Source organism: Erwinia rhapontici (assembly GCF_012271765.1).
In the GTDB taxonomy this organism is placed as follows: Bacteria; Pseudomonadota; Gammaproteobacteria; order Enterobacterales; family Enterobacteriaceae; genus Erwinia; species Erwinia rhapontici.
The window spans coordinates 166,306-183,554 of sequence record NZ_VRKO01000018.1; the positions used below are offsets into that span (position 1 = coordinate 166,306).

Below are 17,249 nucleotides of genomic sequence, written 5' to 3' on the forward strand. Positions count from 1 at the left end.
GTCAGTGTGCTCCTGCACTGCCCTGGCTCTTGATAGGCGCCAGTAACAGACAAAATGGAATAAGGACCAGGGCAACAATACTGAGGCCCATAAAAACATCGATATAGGCGAGGAAACGCGCCTGCACGATCATCTGTTTATACAACTGCCCGGTGGCGATGGTCACCGGGTCACCCGCCATATGCACATAGTCCCTGACGCCCTGGGCCCAACGCTCAACCGTCAGGTTAAACGGCTCATTGAGTGGGGTCATGTTATGTACCAGTTGCGCGCTACGCGCCTGGGAGCGTTCGGTGATCATCGCCGTCGATAGCGAAATACCAATCGATCCCGCCACATTACGAAACATGGTAAACAGCGCCGAGGCATCGGCATTCAGCCGCTGCGGAATAGTGACAAACGCGATGGTGGTCAGCGGTACAAACAGGAAGCCGAGGCCAATGGTCTGGAAACTGCGCATGATGACCAGCGTGGTGAAGTCGATATCCGGCGTCAGGGTCGATGAGTAGATAAACGACACCCCGAGCAATGCAAAGCCAAAGGCAATCAGCAGACGCGTCTGCACGATGGGCATCAGCTTCAGCACCAGCGGGATCGACAGCACAATCAGCACCGCCCCGGGCGACAACACCAGCCCCGAGAGCGTGGCGGTATACCCCAGGTCCTGCTGTGCCAGTTGAGGGATAACCACCGAACTGCCATACAGGATGGCAGCCATACCCGCCATCAGCAGGCAGGCCACCGCAAAGTTACGATCTTTCAGCACGTGCAGATCGACCACCGGCTTTTTGGCATACAGCAACCAGTAAATCGCTCCGACAATCCCGGTCAGCGCCAACAGCGCGAAGGTAACGATAAACCCCGACTGGAACCAGTCTTCATCTTCTCCCCGGTCCATCATCACTTGTAAACAGCCCAGACCCAGCGTAATCAGGCTGATGCCGATGTAATCGACCCGCAGCTTGCCCTTCGCCCATTTACGCTCCCACGGCGGATCCTCCAGCAACTGATAAATCGCCAGCACGCTGAGGATCCCCACCGGGATATTGATAAAGAATACCCAGCGCCAGCTGTAGTTGTCGGTGATCCAGCCGCCCAGCGTCGGACCCAGTACCGGTGCCACAATAATCGCGATGGAGGAGAGACCAAACGCCTTACCGCGATCCTCAGGTTTAAAATAATCCAGCAGCACAGACTGCTGCACAGGCTGTAACCCGCCGCCGAAGAATCCCTGTAATACGCGGAACAGAATGATCTGCCACAGTTCAGTCGCAATGCCGCACAGGAATGAGCAGACGGTAAACATCACAATACAGATCAGAAAAAACTGCTTACGGCCCAACAGGCGGCTCAGGAAGGCTGAAATCGGCAGCACAATGCCGTTGGCCACCAGATAGGAGGTCAGCACCCAGGTGGATTCGTCATAACTGGCCGAGAGCGATCCGGCTACATGCGGCAGGGCAACGTTAACGATGGTGGTGTCAAGGATCTCCATGAACACCGCCAGCGTCACGGTCATCGCGACCAGCCAGGGGTTACTGGCGGGCTTCCAGTTCTGGCCGGGATTCATTCCAGCGTGACCTTAGGTTCAACCGACAGACCAATCGGAAGCGGATGGTTCGGATCCAGCCCTTTATCAATCACGATTTTCACCGGCACGCGCTGCACGATTTTCACGTAGTTGCCAGTAGCATTCTCAGAAGGGAAAGCAGAGAAGCGGGAACCACTGCCCATCTGTACGCTGTCGACATGTCCCTCCAGCTTGAGGTCCGGCCAGGCATCGACACCAATCTCCACTCTGTCGCCCGGTTTCATCCGTGCCAGCTGCGACTCTTTAAAGTTAGCCACAATCCATACGTCCGGTGATACCAGTGAGAACAGCGACGAGCCAGCCTGCACCAGCGTCCCCACCTGTACATTACGTTTGGTGACAAAACCGTCGTAAGGGGCACGGACTTCGGTATAAGAGAGATTCAGATTCGCGGTATTGAGCTGTGCCTGTGCCTGTTCAACCTGGCTCTGCCGCGCTTCAACATTGGTTTCCTGCTGACGGATCTGCAAAGCCACCTGAGAAGCGACTTCAACCTGCGCCTGGGCATTCGCCAGTTCAGCTCTGGCACTGCGTAACTGGGCGTTTGCTGTATCGATATTGCGCTGTGACGTGGCACGCGGGTCGACGCCACGCTGGCGCTTATCGTCAGCCTGAGCATTCATATAATTGGCCTGCGCACTGGCGAGCTGTGCCAGCGCCTGGTCTTTCTGTGCCGGGTACTGTACCCGTGCCAGTTCCAGTTGAGCCTGCGCCTGATGCAGCTGTGCCTGAGCCAGGCCGAGCTGCGCTTTCGCCTGATCGCGCTGGGCAGTGGTATCACGCGGATCGATCACTACCAGCAGATCGCCCTTCTTCACTCGCTGGTTATCTTTAACCCGCAGCTCGGTGACATAGCCAGAGGCTTTCGGCGCAATGGTCACCGCATCCGCTTCAGTGAAAGCATCATCGGTGGTTTCAATATTGCGCGTGGTCAGCCAGAACCACAGCGCCACGATAATCATCACGACAACCACTATCGCCAGAATAACCAGAGGCTTTTTACCGGGGCGTTGGCGTGGAGTTTCTTCATTTTGCGCAGCATCAGACTGATGCTGGGATTCATCATCAGGTGCAGAGGAGGTTTGATTAGCCATAGTATCCGTCGGTGAGTGCGCCCGGGTTCAGCGAGCGCAATGATTCAGTCTGGTATAACCATAGGGCCAAAATTGACAAATGCCAGGGTTTCCTGACAAATCCGGAATTGCCTGACGTCAGTTCGCATGAATAAACAAATAGAGCCCCCAGCCACTGACTAACGCCCACACCAGCATCGGCAGGGAATAGAGGTGGAAGTGCCACCAGATAGCGCGATCTTTTGCCATGCGCAGCGCGATCAGGTTGGCCAGCGAGCCTGGCAGCAAGCCAAACCCACCAATATTCACCGCCCAGGCCAGCAGCACCGACGGCGGCAGGCTGCTGAGCAGCAGGATGGTGGCAGGGACATTACTGATCACCTGCGACAGCCCCGCAGCCAGCAAAAACTGCCCGCCAGCCGGAAGCTGCCCGGCCAGATGCAGGGTGGACTGTACCAGCGGCAGCTTTGTCAGCAGGAAGACATCGATAAACATCACAATAAACACCACCAGCAGGCTCCAGTCGATGCTTAACAGGATGCGACGCGCCAGCACAAGGAAGGTAGCAAACACCAGCACCAGCCCCCAGACGGCGATATCCAGTTCCAGCGCCGTAATAAACAGCAGATAAAGCAGCGCGCTGGCGAACAGCAACCGGCGCTGCCAGGGGGCATCCTCTGACGTCTGATGCTGCTCAATCTTCTTCGCGCGGAAACAGCAGGCGGTCAGTAACAGCAGGCTGAGCACCAGCCATCCGGCCAGCGGTAACATCTGCCAGATAAAACCGGCAAAGCCTGCCTCACCGTGGCGCCACAGCAGGATATTTTGCGGATTACCGATGGGGGTAAGCAGCGAACCCGCGTTCACCGCCAGGGCTTCAAAGATAATTAACCGGGCAATCGGCAGCGCGGAATACTTTCGCAGAGAGAGCGTCAGCGGCACCAAAATAAACAGAGCAACGTCGTTGGTCAGGAACGTTGAGAGCAGTGCGGCAGCAGCCACCAGAAACAGCGCCAACTGGCGCTGGTGGCGAAAGCCCTGCACCAGACGACGCCCGAGCACATCAAAATAACCGCTGGCCTCAATGCCTTTGGTCAGCATCAGCAAGCCGCTCAGCGTGATAATGGTGGGCCAGTCTACGGCACCAGGCAGTTCTGCCAGGCGGAAAGGCACAAAACAGGCCAGCAGCAGCCCCAGAACCACCAACAGATGCAAAAAACGATCGTGCAAAAAAGGTCTGAGCAGAGAAGTCATGCTGGCGCGCCCTGTGATATCCCCTTTATCCCTGACGCTGCATCAGCATACGCCCGACCGTCCCTGGATGGGGTAAGGTTCTTCAGGGCTGTCGCAGGCAACGCCAGTGATGGGGGAAGAAGGTGATTAACGACTTTCGCTAAATTTTTTAAAGATGGCCAGCGTTTCATCGCTGACGTGATGCTCAATCCCTTCCGCATCGCGGCGTGCGGTATCCGGGCTGATACCCAGTGCCAGCAGGAAGGTTTCAACAATATGGTGACGCTCGCGGCTCTCTTCAGCCAGTTTTTCCCCTTCCGGTGTCAGGAAAACGCCCCGGTAAGGTACCTGTTCAACCAGCCCGCCTGTGGCGAGACGTTTAAGCATTTTTGCCACCGTTGGCTGCGACACGCCCAGGCGAGCAGCCATATCCACCTGGCGGGCTTCACCAAACTCACGGATCAGGTCAGAAATCAGCTCTACATAGTCATCGATTAATTCACGACGGTGCGCTTCACGTACCTGACGGAAACCCTCGACATGCTCTTCAATATCTTTCAGTGGCGCGGGCACTGCCACTTTTGCGCGACGACTCATTCAGCTTCCTCTTCTTATCAACCGCTGCATTATAGCAGGCAGCGGTCTGTTGTGTGCCACATTGTAAACGAACCGCAGGCAAGCACAAAATTTAGCGTATTAGCTATGGCTATAGGGTATAGCCTGTGCTATACCTGATGATAATTCGCGCATATCCTGATTGACCGGAGGGACATCAGATGAAAACACCACTGCTATTAAAACTCTTTTGCCGTTCGCCGTTTACACTCCGACTGATGCTGCTGGAAATGCTGGTGAATTCGAAGCCTGCCCGTCAGGCTTCTTAACCACTCAGCCCTTGTTCCGACTATTTTGTTTGTCACTTCACAGAACTTATTGATGATGCTGGTTGCCTTTCGGCAAAACAGCGATTATCGTGCCAGCCTTTCGTAAAGAATGCAGGCCGATCGGGCTCCACCCCACCCCTTCCCCCATGATCTTACGAGTTGTATCAGGCAGTTTGCCACTTCAGCGTCGAACTGAATGGTCGCTATAGCTTTCCCTAATAAGAACCAATAATGAATCTGACATTAATTAAAACTGCTACAGCAGGCCGTTATCGTGCCTGGGTTAGCCCGTACGTTGGGCTGTATTTACTTTTATCCGTTCTGATTAATCTGGCATTCGGTTACCCGTTAAGCGGTTTATACAGTCTGGCCTTTACGGCACTGCTGGTGCTGCTGGCGGCGGTTGCCCCGAAGACACAGAAAACGCTGATTGCCGTCGGTGTACTGATGGCCGGGTTCTATTACCCTTTTGGTCAGGTTTATGGCCCACCCAATTTTAATACCCTGCTGGCACTGCACGCGACCAATGTGGAAGAAGCCAGTGAAATAATGCTGATCTTCCCACTGCATGATTATTTTATTGGCATGGCCATTCTGGCCGCCGGGCTGCTGGCGCTCAGGCGTAAACCACTGGAAAAACAGCGCTGGTGGCACGCGGAAAGTGCCTGCCTCGCTTTCGTACTGGTGGCGTGGGTGACACAGCCAGTGATGAATCAGCTGACGGGCGGGGTGTTTAATCTGAAGGATACCGGTTTCCCACTGGTGCGCTTTGTGAAAGATACGCTGGAGAGTAAGTTTTCTGTCGATAAAGAGATCGACCGGATGAACCAGCTGGCCACGCTGAAAGACGACTGGCATGTGTTAAGCGTCAAACCCCAGCAGCAGATTTATGTGGTGGTCATTGGGGAAAGCGCGCGTCGTGATGCGCTGGGTGCCTTTGGCGGGCACTGGGATAATACGCCTTTTGCCAGCCAGCTTAACGGCCAGTTTTTCACCCGCTATACCTCGGCGGCCTCTTCCACTCAGAAATCGCTGGGCTTGACGCTTAATCAGGTGGTGGACGGTAACCCTGAATACCAGAACAATATCATTACTCTCGCTAACCGCGCTGGTTTTGATACCTGGTGGATGTCGAACCAGGGCCAGATTGGTCAATATGATACGCCGATTGCCAGCATTGCTCAGCGAGCCAAAAATGTGCATTTCCTTAAAAGCGGCGACTTTGAAGCGGATAAAAACACGCGGGATGAAGACCTGCTGAGTTTTACGCCAGGTGCACTGGCACGTCCGGTCGATCGTCCTCGCTTACTGGTGTATCACCTTGTCGGCTCGCATCCGAAGGCCTGTGATCGCACGCGTGGTCGCTTTGTCGAACGTCTGCATTCGCTGGAAACCTCATGTTATCTGTACAGCATGACGCAGACCGATGGTTTCCTGCAGCAGCTCTGGGAGCAGTTACACAGCAGCGGCCTGACTTTTTCGATGATCTATTTTTCCGATCACGGCCTGGCATTGAAAGAGAAAGGGACGCGTAACGAGTATCTGACTCACGATGATAAATATCGTCAGAACTTTGAGGTGCCGATGTTTATCAGCTCAAGTAACGACAGTCGTCATCAGATGATTACTACGCCGCGCTCAGCCAATGATTTCCTGATGCTGTTCTCACAGTGGACGGGGATTGAGACGAGGGAAATTACATCACGCTATCGCTTTGTATCCGCAGAGAAAGCGCCACCGATTGAAGTGACTAACTTTGCACTGAAGCGCCTGCCGTTTAATCAACTGCCGCAGGATCATTTTGCTAAATAGGACATTCACATAAAAAAAATCCGCCCCGAGGGGCGGATTCTTCAACGTCAGTCCGGTAATCCGGACTTGCGGTTAGCAACTTAGAAGCTGTAACCTACGCCAGCAGTCCAGGTGCCAACGTCAACGCTGCGGATACGGCTCTGCTCGTAACCCACGTCCAGAGCGATGTCCTGGATTGGGTTGAACTGCAGGCCAGCACCGTAGGAGAAGCCTACGTCGCTTGAATCATATTTTTCACGGTTTGGTTCGTTGTACTGGTATTTGCCGTAGCCGATACCCACAACACCGTAGATGCTTGCCCAATCGTTCAGACGGTAAGCTGGACCACCAGTGATGCCATAGTACTGGCCCTTGATGTAGTCGCCTGCATCGGTACGGTCTTTCTCAGTGTAAGTGAAAGAGCCAATCCAACCCAGTGCATCGCTGCCGTTCTCGTAGCGGTATTTCAGGTTGAAGCCGTTAGCTTTGTTAGCTACGCCCTGGTAATCACTCTGAGCGTAACCAGCGGAAACGGTGCTCTGCGCCATTGCTGAACCAGCAGATACTGCCAGTACGCAAGCTAATGCTGAAAGACATGCAATTTTTTTCATAACCACCTCAAATGTGAAAGTACTTCTCTCCTGACAACGCTGGAAATATAACAAAAATCAGCGAGAAACTCTGCCCTGATTTTGTTGTCTAACAGAATGTTTGGTGTAACAGAAAGTTAATGATGCTTTCTATGTCATTCTTTTTTCTTATGATTATTGCCATTTTCATTCTATTTTTATCGACTGTAAAAAAAGCTTCATTGAGATAAATCCTAATCAAATCTGACAGTTCTTTACTGAACTGGCCCTGTTTTCTGACAAAATTTCTGTTTTTTTCACTTATTTTTTTCCCCTCACTGGGTTTAACAGCGCCTTCCAGTACACTGTCACAGCGCGTTTATCTTCGAAACGGATCAATTAAGGCTGGAATACAGGATGTCTTCACACGTAAAAAATGCTGTCTGGTTACCCGTGCTGGTGCTGCTGATTGCCATGACGTCAATTCAGGGTGGTGCTGCGCTGGCCAAAACACTGTTTCCTACCGTCGGTGCACCAGGCATTACCGCCCTGCGTCTTGGCCTGGGTACGGTTATTCTCTGCGTGATCTTCAAACCCTGGCGGTTGCGTTTCAACCGTCAGCAGATCTTGCCACTGGTGATCTACGGTCTGGCGCTGGGCGGAATGAACTATTCCTTCTATTTATCGATACGCACTGTACCGCTGGGTATTGCCGTGGCACTGGAGTTTACCGGCCCACTGGTGCTGGCGCTCGCAGGATCACGACGACCCCTGGATTTTCTCTGGGTCGGGCTGGCCGTACTGGGGCTGTTCTTCCTGCTGCCGATCGGGCATAGCATTGATAGCATAGACCCGCTTGGTGCGATATATGCGCTGACCGCTGGCGCCCTATGGGCAGTGTATATTCTGGCGGGCAAACGTGCGGGTAGCCAGCACGGCCCGGCCACCGTCGCGGCAGGCTCCCTGATTGGCGCGTTGGTGTTTGTACCTCTGGGCCTGGCGTATGCCAACCCCGGGATCTGGACCTTATCACTGATCCCCATTGGCCTGGCGATTGCGGTGCTCTCCAGTGCTCTGCCCTACTCACTGGAAATGGTCGCACTGACACGTCTGCCTGCACGGACTTTTGGTACGTTAATGAGCCTGGAACCGGCAATGGCGGCTATCTCTGGCATGCTGTTCCTGGGTGAAGTACTGACGCTGGTGCAGTGGCTGGCACTGCTGGCGATTATTACCGCCTCGGCGGGTTCAACCCTGACGATGCGCCCGGCAAAGCAGGACATTGACCCGGTGGGAGAATTAAGAGAATAAACGGCACCCTGCCTGCGGGAAATGTATCTCCCGCAGGTGATGACATCCTCCATGCTTAATTCCACAGCGCGAATTGTGACAAATTGGTTAATTACCTCATCAGAAACATCCAGTTATAATTTTAATAAAAATGAATCACTTAATGCAAAATTAAAAAAATTATCCTTTAAAAACAGAAAGATAGAATAATAAAATAAACAAAAATCATTCGCATCATTATTTAACCTCACCCTTCTCTGTCTTTATTCTGTCAACAGGCCGGCACTATTCAATCAATAGGCACTAACTTTCCAACAAAATTAAAAACCAGTGCTATACTTAATCCCGTATTCAATTAGGACAACCTGACTATCAAGAGGATATTAATGATGAGTACCGCTAAACTGGTTAAAGCAAAATCTTCTGATCTGATTTACACCCGTAACGACGTGGCCGATGACGAGAAAAAAGCCACCATTGAGGTGCTTAATCGTCTGGTTATTGAATTTATCGATCTGTCGCTGATCACCAAGCAGGCGCACTGGAACATGCGCGGAGCAAACTTTATTGGCGTCCACGAGATGCTTGATGGCTTCCGCACTGCGATCACCGACCACCAGGATACCATTGCAGAACGCGTTGTGCAGCTGGGTGGCGTGGCACTGGGCACCACGCAGATCGTTGCCGACAAAACACCGTTGAAAAGCTACCCGCTGAATATTCACAGCGTGCAGGATCACCTGAAAGCGCTGGCCGATCGTTATGGCATCGTTGCTAATGACGTGCGTAAAGCTATCAGTGAAGTCTCGGATGAAGACTCTGCCGACATCTTCACCGCCGCATCACGCGATCTGGATAAATTCCTGTGGTTTATCGAATCTAACATCGAATAATCGCACTGACGATTCCGCTCAGCTCCTGGCAGATGGTGATCCATCTGCCTTTTTTTTGCCAAAATGTTGCTAAAGTAAGAACTCTGTGACATTAAATTAATCCCCCCCGACACTATCTGTTGTTTTTATCCCGTAATTTGCTAAAACTGCTGATGCACCACCATAGACACAGCGCACCATAATGGGGCACCAAAATTGTGCACCACCCTGAACCCTGTCAATGAGCTTAAGAAAAATCGCATTTAACTTGCTGTTTTTCATTGTTTTTGCAAAACTGGCACGATTCTTTCATAGGGCTGCGGGCATTTAATCGGGAAAGACCTTTCCCGAGAAGCGATAAGGATAAAATGATGAAGTCAATTTTTAAGGTTTCTCTTGCAGCGCTGACGCTGGCGTTTGCGATGTCTTCCACGGCTGCTGACAAAAAACTGGTTGTTGCTACCGATACCGCTTTCGTGCCTTTTGAATTCAAACAGGGTGATAAATATGTCGGTTTCGACATCGACCTGTGGGATGCGATTGCCAAACAACTGAACATGGAATACACCCTGAAGCCAATGGACTTCAGCGGCATCATTCCTGCGCTGCAAACCCGTAACGTTGACCTGGCTCTGGCCGGTATCACCATTACTGAAGAGCGCCAAAAAGCGATCGACTTCTCTGACGGCTATTACAAAAGCGGCCTGTTAGTGATGGTGAAAGCGGGTAACGATGCCATCAAAGGCATCAATGACCTGAATGGCAAAGTGGTTGCAGTGAAGAGCGGCACCGGATCGGTTGACTACGCTAAACAGCACATCAAATTTAAAGATCTGCGTCAGTTCCCGAACATCGACAATGCCTATATGGAACTGGGTACCAACCGTGCTGACGCGGTCCTGCACGACACACCAAACATTCTTTACTTCATCCACACCGCAGGCAAAGGCCAGTTCAAAGCTGTAGGTGAGTCAATTGAAGCACAGCAGTACGGTATCGCCTTCCCGAAAGGCAGTGATGAGCTGCGTGGGAAAGTGAACGGCGCACTGAAAACACTGCGTGAGAACGGCACCTACAATACGTTGTACAAAAAATGGTTCGGCAGCGAACCTAAATAATAAGAAAATATCGGTAACGCCTTAAATGCAGGAGCGTGTTGCTCCTGCGTTTTTTCCACATCAACACACTGTTTTAGATCCGGAGAATAAACATGCAGTTTGACTGGAGCGCCATCTGGCCTGCTATTCCAATCCTGCTTGAAGGTGCCAAAATGACCCTGTGGATTTCGGTCCTCGGTCTGCTTGGCGGTGTGATCATCGGTCTGGCCGCAGGTTTCGCCCGCGCCTACGGTGGCTGGCTTTCACGCAACATCGCGCTGGTTTTCATTGAACTGATCCGTGGCACCCCTATCGTGGTGCAGGTGATGTTTATCTATTTCGCACTGCCAATGGCACTGCCCGATTTCAGAATCGACCCGTTCACTGCTGCGGTGGTGACCATCATGATCAACTCAGGTGCCTACATCGCTGAGATTACGCGTGGTGCTGTGCTGTCGATTAACCGTGGCTTCCGTGAAGCCGGCCTGGCGCTGGGCCTCTCCAGCCGTGAAACGCTGCGCTACGTGATTATGCCGCTGGCGCTGCGCCGTATGCTGCCACCGCTGGGTAACCAGTGGATCGTCAGCATCAAAGACACCTCACTGTTTATCGTGATTGGTGTGGCAGAACTGACCCGCCAGGGACAGGAAATTATTGCAGGTAACTTCCGCGCACTGGAAATCTGGAGCGCCGTTGCGGTTATCTATCTGATTATTACGCTGGTGCTGAGTTTCGTTCTGCGTCGCCTTGAGAGAAGGATGAAAATCCTGTGATTGAATTTAAAAATGTTTCCAAGCACTTCGGTGCTACTCAGGTCCTGCATGACATCGATCTGAAAATAAACCAGGGCGAAGTGGTGGTGATTATCGGCCCATCGGGTTCCGGTAAATCCACACTGCTGCGCTGCATCAACAAACTGGAAGAGATCACCAGCGGTGATTTGATTGTTGATGGCAAAAAGGTCAACGACCCGAAAGTGGACGATCGTCTGATCCGCCAGGAAGCGGGCATGGTATTCCAGCAGTTCCATCTGTTCCCACAGATGAGTGCGCTGGACAACGTTGCCTTCGGTCCTATCCGCGTACGCGGTGCGAAGAAAGCCGATGCTCAGCGTCTGGCGAAGGAACTGCTGGGTAAAGTCGGCCTGGCTGAACGTGCTAACCACTTCCCTTCCGAGCTGTCCGGTGGCCAGCAGCAGCGCGTGGCGATTGCCCGTGCGCTAGCCGTGAAGCCGAAAATGATGCTGTTCGATGAACCCACCTCTGCGCTTGACCCGGAACTGCGTCACGAAGTGTTAAAAGTAATGCAGGACCTGGCTGAAGAAGGCATGACCATGGTCATCGTGACCCACGAAGTGGGCTTTGCGCAGAAAGTGGCATCGCGCCTGATCTTTATCGATAAAGGCCGTATTGCGGAAGACGGTAACCCTGACGAGTTGATCTCCAACCCGCCAAGCGCCCGTCTGCGTGAGTTCTTACAGCACGTGTCGTAATCCCTTCAGGGGCGAACCTGCGTTCGCCCCTGCTTTTCGTCTTTGTCTCAAAACCTCTCCTTTCTCTTTCACACCGTCTTGACGGTCTATACTTTTCTGCCGATCGCCACTACAGGAGAAGAGGATTCGCGCACACGAACAGGGTGTTTGACGCCCGCTTAAACGAAACGGGCCGACTCACACAGCGGCAAGGTTAAAGATTAAGGTTGCGCGTTCTCTGCGGCTGTTCCATAAAACTCCACGCAATAAAGCGGCTCTGCTTCTGTCCCTGCGCCATTTCAACGGTACGCATGGCAGCAACATCCGCCTCTTCCAGCGTACGCCACAGCTCCGGCAGATGCTCTTTGCGTGATACCAGCGTGGTGAACCACACGCACTGACGGCCGAAGCTGGCGCTCTCTTCAATCATGCGCTTGATAAACGCCACTTCGCCGCCTTCACACCAGAGTTCGTCCTGCTGCCCGCCGAAGTTCAACGGAGAGTGGCGATCCAGCCCCAGGTTGCGCAGCTTGCGCTGGCTGCCCTGGTGGGCATCGGCTGCGGATGCGTGGAACGGTGGGTTACACAGTACGGCCTGATACAGCTCACTTTTGTGAATCACACCTTTAAAAATCGCGTTAGTGTCTTTCTGACGGCGCAGACGAACGGCACGGTTCAGGCCCGGATTCGCCGCGATAATCGCATTGGCGGAGGCCATCGCCTGCTCGTTGACTTCACTGCCGGTAAAGCGCCACTGGTATTCGCTGTGGCCAATCAACGGATAAATCAGGTTTGCACCGCAGCCGACGTCCAGCACGTTAATGTCACGCGGCACCACGCGGCGGTTATCTTCCGCCAACAGGTCAGCCAGATGATGAATATAATCGGCACGTCCCGGCACTGGCGGGCAAAGGAAACCTTCCGGGATATCCCAGTGAGCGATCTGATAAAAATGGCTCAGCAGGGCCTGATTCAGCGCCTTAACTGCATCGGGATTGCCGAAGTCCACGGACTCGCTGCCCCAGTTATTGACCGCGACAAAAGGTGCCAGGGAGGGATGGCTGGCAATCAGCGCGGCAAAATCGTAGCGACCGCGATGACGGTTACGGGGGTGAAGCACATTTTTTTCAACAGGGGTTTTCATCAGTCATTCTCTTATCAGCAGACGCGTAAGATACCTGCTGCGCTATTAATGGTAAACCACTGGCAGATAATTCACGCGTTGTGCCTGCGGGTGGGGAGCGCCTGCTGAGAGAAAAAGGGCCTGACGGCCCTGATTTTTGTGCTGACTATTTCGCCATCGCTTTCATCGCTTCGAGATCGGCTAATGACGTAAATTCGCAGCTTAGCAGTGTCTTACCCGGGATCCCCTGCGCTTCACGTGCCGTGATCGCCACGCGTCCCATCTCCGGTGAAGGCTGGTCGGCATCGGCTAATACGCGAATGTAGCTTTTGGTCGCCACGATCATCGGGTTTTTGGGCTCAGGCGTTAACTGATAAGTTTTCGCCAGCTCATCGGCTTTATTGCCTTCGACCAGCACGCCGTAGGTGGTACCTGCCAGCACAAAGGCTTTGGTGCTGTAACCATCTTTGACCACAGCTTCAGTCAGCGGGTAAACCGCCATTGCACCCACCAGCTGATATTTGGACACTTTTTCTGCTTCATTGTAGAGCGCGCTGGCAGCCTTGGTGGTGTAGGCTGGTTTGCATAATGCGGCATCAAAAAATGCGCTATTATCCGCCGCTGTAGCCGCTGTAGCCGAAAACAGTACCGCGGCAGCAATCAGAAGAGGGGTTGCAGTAAAACGCGAGGCATTTGAATACATGTAAAGCTCCTTAAAATTAAGTTCCTTAAAAAATATAAGGGCATATCTTCTTAGATAGCGCCCCTAATATATTGCATGTTTCAAATGATTTCCCAACTGAATGCATTTGACTTAAGTCATTAATATTTATCTTTATTATTATAGGAGTTCCCTTTGCGTACGCGTCATTCGTATCAACCTAAACAAGGCCACGGCCTGCCGCACGATCCACTCAATGCGATCATTGGTCCGCGCCCGATTGGCTGGATCAGTTCACAGAATGTGGCCGGGCAGCGTAATCTCGCACCCTATAGCTTCTTTAACTGCTTTAATTACCGCCCTCCAGTGATTGGGTTCGCCAGCAGCGGCTGGAAAGACAGCGTGGCGAACATCGTTGAAACCGGAGAATTTGTCTGGAACCTGGCGACACGTTCGCTGGCCGTTCCGATGAATGAAAGCTCGGCCTCTCTTGCCCACGGCGAGGATGAGTTTGCTTATGCGGGGCTGACTGCCCTGCCGGCCAGCCTGGTAAACGTCAGTATGGTGGCCGAAAGCCCGGTCAATTTTGAGTGCCGACTCTCACAGTGCATTCAGTTGCAAACCGCCGATGGCGAGCAGATCCCGACCTGGCTGGTATTGGGCGAAGTGGTGGCGATCCATATTGATCAGGATCTGCTGGTTGACGGGATCTATCAGACGGCAAAAGCAGAACCGATCCTGCGTGCAGGCGGCCCCTCCGCCTATTACGGCATCAGTGAAGCGCTTAAGTTTGATATGGTCAGGCCGGATGCCCGGGGTTAAATACAAGTCGGGCATGCCCGGCAGGTGCAATGGAATAAACGTCAGATAGCAGACCATTCAGTGAGGCAGGCATGACAAACGCCGACATGCCGTCCGCAGGCTTTTTTGCTATGATGCGAATTCTAAAAACATTAGTCATGGAGTGATTATGAAACGCATCGCCATCGATATGGATGAAGTCATCGCTGATTTTCATACTAAGATATTAGCCACCTGGAACGCCCATTTTTCACAGCAGCTGATGCCGGATGAGCTGAACCTGTTTAATCTGCATCAGGACGATCAAGATAAACTGGTGGAAATCTTTGAGCTGGTCGGCGACCCCACCTTCTTTGCCGACCTGGGCGTGATCGCCGACAGTCAGCGGGTGATCGCCCGGCTGAGCGAGCATTACGAGATTTTTATTACCACCGCTGCGATGGAAGTGCCGACATCGTTCAACGCTAAATTCCAGTGGCTGAAACAACACTTCCCGGCCATCAAACCCAGCAATATCGTGTTCTGCGGCAACAAAAGCATTATCAATGCCGACTATATGATCGATGATAACGTGATTAACTTCGCGAATTTCTGCGGGGAAGGCATTCTCTATTCGGCGCCGCATAACCGTCATGTGACGGGCTACCGACGCGTGGAAAACTGGCAGGACATTGAAACCCTGTTGTTGTAAGACAGAAACGTTGTTGTAAGACATAAAAATTGTTGTAAGGCAGATAAAATCAGGGCGCAACACCGTTGCGCCCGAAAGATCAACGCGATTTTCCGTAGTGCAGCAGCGTCTCGATCAGCTGCTTAAGCAGCGGCTGAAGCCTGCTGGCTTTATCTTCTCTCCAGCCAAAGGGCGGCTGCTCATCCATATAATGACACTGCGCCAGTTCCAGCTGCACCGCATGCTGGTTCTCCTGCGGTTTACCGTAAGCGCGGGTAATATAGCCGCCTTTAAAGCGCCCATTCAGCACCCAGCTAAATTGAGACTGGGCATCACAGCAGGCAGCGAGCTGTTGCGCCAGTTCCGGGTGGCAACTGGCACCATCGTTGGTTCCCAGATTCAAATCCGGTAATTTGCCATCAAATAAACGTGGGATAACTGACGCTATCGAATGGGCGTCAAATAACAGCGCATAACCAAATTGATGCCTGATCCGCGCCAGCTCCTGCTCGATTTTGTCATGATATGGCTGCCAGATATGCTGCAGATAACCTTCACGCTGTGCCGGTATCGGTGTTTTTCCCGGGGCAAACGTTGGAGAGCCGTCAAACAGGGTTTCCGGATAAAGCCCGGTGGTCGCCGTGGTGTACAGTGCCTGGTTATCCGGCGGACGATTGAGGTCGATAACAAAGCGTGAATAGTTGCCCACCAGCACGCTGACGCCCATTGCCCGGGCAAAGTCGTACAGTTGAGGGATATGCCAGTCGGTATCGGGCAGCCCGCGTGCGGCATCACTTAAGCCGGATTCCACTTCAGGCGTGAGCTGCGTGCCCGCATGGGGAATACTGAGCAGCAGCGGAAGCGTACCGGCGCTGAATTGATAAGCGTTCATCGTTCTTCTCCACGAAAGATGACCCGGCAGGGTAACTGCCCGCCAAGCCAGTAAACCAGTTCAGCCGGGCGCGCCAGCGGCCAGTGGACGAAATCGGCCAACTTACCCACCTCCAGCGAACCCAGTCGATCGGCCAGACCCAATGCACGCGCACCGTTCAGCGTCACTCCTGCCAGCGCCTCTTCCGGCGTCATACCAAACAGCGTGCAGCCCATATTCAGCATCAGACGCAGTGACAAAGCCGGGGACGTTCCCGGATTGGCGTCGCTGGCCAGCGCCATCGGCACCTGATAACGGCGGAACAACTCAACAGGCGGGCGCTGTGTTTCACGCAACAGATAAAAAGCACCGGGCAGCAGTACGGCAACGGTGCCATGTTGCGCCATCGCAGCAACGTCAGTTTCAGTGGCATATTCCACATGGTCCGCCGACAGCGCATTAAATTCTGCCGCAAGCGCACTGCCACCCAGCGGTGACAGCTGTTCTGCGTGCAGCTTCACTGGCAATCCGAGCCGCTGCGCCGCGGTAAAGACCCGCCGTACCTGATCGGGGGAAAAGGCCAGGTGCTCGCAGAAGGCATCCACCGCATCGGCCAGACCTTCTGCCGCCACCTGAGGCAACAGCCGATCACAAATGACGTCAACCCAGGCATCGGGCTGCTGCTGATACTCCGGCGGCACCGCATGTGCCGCCAGGCAGGTTGCCTGGATCTGTGCAGGTACCTGCTGCGCCAGTTGACGAATGGCCTGCAGCATCCGCAGCTCGCTGGCAATTTCCAGCCCGTAACCGGATTTAATCTCAACGGTGGTGACACCCTCGGCCAGCAAATGATCGAGGCGCTTGCGGGCACTGGCCACTAACTGCGCCTGGGAAGCGCTGCGGGTTGCGCGCACGGTAGACAAAATGCCCCCGCCCTGGGCCGCAATCTCGCTGTAACTGACCCCGTTCAGACGTTGTTCAAACTCATGGCTGCGATCGCCCCCAAACACCAGATGCGTATGACAGTCCACCAGACCGGGCGTGATGATCCCCCCGCCGAGATCGGTGCGCTGACTGGCCGCAATATGCGCACTGTGTGTATAAGGCCCCAGCCAGACAATCTCTTCCCCGCTGACGGCAATGGCGCCTTGCTCAATGATGCTGTAACGCCCATCCTGCATGGTGACAATATCGGCCCCATACCAAAGATGGTCGCAGCTGAGTTGCTGGTTCATCCGCTCTCCCATGTTAT

At 53.3% G+C, this 17,249-nt stretch carries 18 protein-coding genes; 9 read left to right on the forward strand and 9 right to left on the reverse strand.

Annotated features, from left to right (window positions below; all coding sequences use genetic code 11):
- Position 1 precedes the first annotated feature (1 nt).
- From FVB43_RS23650 to mntR, 4 genes are all read right to left on the reverse strand, one after another.
- Complete coding sequence (locus FVB43_RS23650; RefSeq protein WP_167864881.1) at positions 2-1,570, reverse strand: DHA2 family efflux MFS transporter permease subunit; 1,569 nt, start codon at positions 1,568-1,570, stop codon at positions 2-4.
- A complete protein-coding gene (locus FVB43_RS23655; protein ID WP_167864882.1) occupies positions 1,567-2,685 on the reverse strand; it encodes an HlyD family secretion protein in 1,119 nt (372 codons plus the stop codon). Before FVB43_RS23655 ends, FVB43_RS23650 begins: the two co-directional genes overlap by 4 nt.
- A gap of 117 nt (positions 2,686-2,802) precedes the next feature.
- Entirely contained in the window at positions 2,803-3,918 is a 1,116-nt protein-coding gene (locus tag FVB43_RS23660; protein WP_167864883.1) for an SLC13 family permease, read from the reverse strand.
- Positions 3,919-4,044: 126 nt separating this feature from the next.
- Entirely contained in the window at positions 4,045-4,494 is a 450-nt protein-coding gene (gene mntR, locus FVB43_RS23665; RefSeq protein WP_133841108.1) for a manganese-binding transcriptional regulator MntR, read from the reverse strand.
- A gap of 179 nt (positions 4,495-4,673) precedes the next feature.
- On the opposite strand from mntR, the gene FVB43_RS24960 reads away from it, so the two are divergent.
- Both FVB43_RS24960 and FVB43_RS23670 read left to right on the forward strand, forming a co-directional pair.
- A complete protein-coding gene (locus FVB43_RS24960; protein WP_475395194.1) occupies positions 4,674-4,781 on the forward strand; it encodes a hypothetical protein in 108 nt (35 codons plus the stop codon).
- A 231-nt stretch (positions 4,782-5,012) separates the two neighbouring features.
- Complete coding sequence (locus FVB43_RS23670) at positions 5,013-6,593, forward strand: phosphoethanolamine transferase (protein ID WP_159338098.1); 1,581 nt, start codon at positions 5,013-5,015, stop codon at positions 6,591-6,593.
- 80 nt (positions 6,594-6,673) lie between these two features.
- Here FVB43_RS23670 and ompX read toward each other — a convergent pair whose 3' ends face one another.
- Entirely contained in the window at positions 6,674-7,183 is a 510-nt protein-coding gene (ompX, locus tag FVB43_RS23675; RefSeq protein WP_133841110.1) for an outer membrane protein OmpX, read from the reverse strand.
- 375 nt (positions 7,184-7,558) lie between these two features.
- Between ompX and rhtA the strand changes: the two genes are divergently transcribed.
- From rhtA to glnQ, 5 genes are all read left to right on the forward strand, one after another.
- Entirely contained in the window at positions 7,559-8,452 is an 894-nt protein-coding gene (gene rhtA / locus FVB43_RS23680) for a threonine/homoserine exporter RhtA (RefSeq protein ID WP_167864884.1), read from the forward strand.
- A 368-nt stretch (positions 8,453-8,820) separates the two neighbouring features.
- On the forward strand, positions 8,821-9,324 hold the full coding sequence (gene dps / locus FVB43_RS23685) for a DNA starvation/stationary phase protection protein Dps (protein ID WP_133842093.1): 504 nt from the start codon (positions 8,821-8,823) through the stop codon (positions 9,322-9,324).
- Positions 9,325-9,674: 350 nt separating this feature from the next.
- Positions 9,675-10,421, forward strand: coding sequence for a glutamine ABC transporter substrate-binding protein GlnH (gene glnH / locus FVB43_RS23690; RefSeq protein ID WP_133842094.1), 747 nt, complete (start codon positions 9,675-9,677; stop codon positions 10,419-10,421).
- Between the two features lie 92 nt (positions 10,422-10,513).
- Positions 10,514-11,173: a glutamine ABC transporter permease GlnP gene (gene glnP, locus FVB43_RS23695; RefSeq protein WP_062746608.1), complete on the forward strand. Its 660-nt coding sequence runs from the start codon at positions 10,514-10,516 to the stop codon at positions 11,171-11,173.
- Positions 11,170-11,892, forward strand: a complete 723-nt coding sequence (glnQ, locus tag FVB43_RS23700; RefSeq protein ID WP_133841112.1) for a glutamine ABC transporter ATP-binding protein GlnQ — start codon at positions 11,170-11,172, stop codon at positions 11,890-11,892. Before glnP ends, glnQ begins: the two co-directional genes overlap by 4 nt.
- Positions 11,893-12,085: 193 nt before the next feature.
- On the opposite strand, the gene rlmF is transcribed toward glnQ, so the two are convergent.
- Positions 12,086-13,015, reverse strand: coding sequence for a 23S rRNA (adenine(1618)-N(6))-methyltransferase RlmF (gene rlmF, locus FVB43_RS23705; protein ID WP_167864885.1), 930 nt, complete (start codon positions 13,013-13,015; stop codon positions 12,086-12,088).
- A 145-nt stretch (positions 13,016-13,160) separates the two neighbouring features.
- Complete coding sequence (locus tag FVB43_RS23710) at positions 13,161-13,697, reverse strand: hypothetical protein (protein ID WP_133841114.1); 537 nt, start codon at positions 13,695-13,697, stop codon at positions 13,161-13,163.
- A 153-nt stretch (positions 13,698-13,850) separates the two neighbouring features.
- Here FVB43_RS23710 and FVB43_RS23715 point away from each other — a divergent pair, with 153 nt between their 5' ends.
- Together FVB43_RS23715 and FVB43_RS23720 are read left to right on the forward strand one after the other, a co-directional pair.
- On the forward strand, positions 13,851-14,477 hold the full coding sequence (locus tag FVB43_RS23715) for a flavin reductase family protein (RefSeq protein WP_159338096.1): 627 nt from the start codon (positions 13,851-13,853) through the stop codon (positions 14,475-14,477).
- Positions 14,478-14,625: 148 nt separating this feature from the next.
- Positions 14,626-15,147, forward strand: coding sequence for a 5' nucleotidase, NT5C type (locus tag FVB43_RS23720; RefSeq protein ID WP_133841116.1), 522 nt, complete (start codon positions 14,626-14,628; stop codon positions 15,145-15,147).
- A 79-nt stretch (positions 15,148-15,226) separates the two neighbouring features.
- On the opposite strand, the gene hutG is transcribed toward FVB43_RS23720, so the two are convergent.
- Together hutG and hutI are read right to left on the reverse strand one after the other, a co-directional pair.
- A complete protein-coding gene (gene hutG / locus FVB43_RS23725; RefSeq protein WP_167864886.1) occupies positions 15,227-16,018 on the reverse strand; it encodes an N-formylglutamate deformylase in 792 nt (263 codons plus the stop codon).
- Positions 16,015-17,232 (reverse strand): imidazolonepropionase, encoded by a 1,218-nt coding sequence (gene hutI / locus FVB43_RS23730; protein WP_167864887.1) that lies wholly within the window; start codon positions 17,230-17,232, stop codon positions 16,015-16,017. Before hutI ends, hutG begins: the two co-directional genes overlap by 4 nt.
- Positions 17,233-17,249 lie beyond the last annotated feature (17 nt).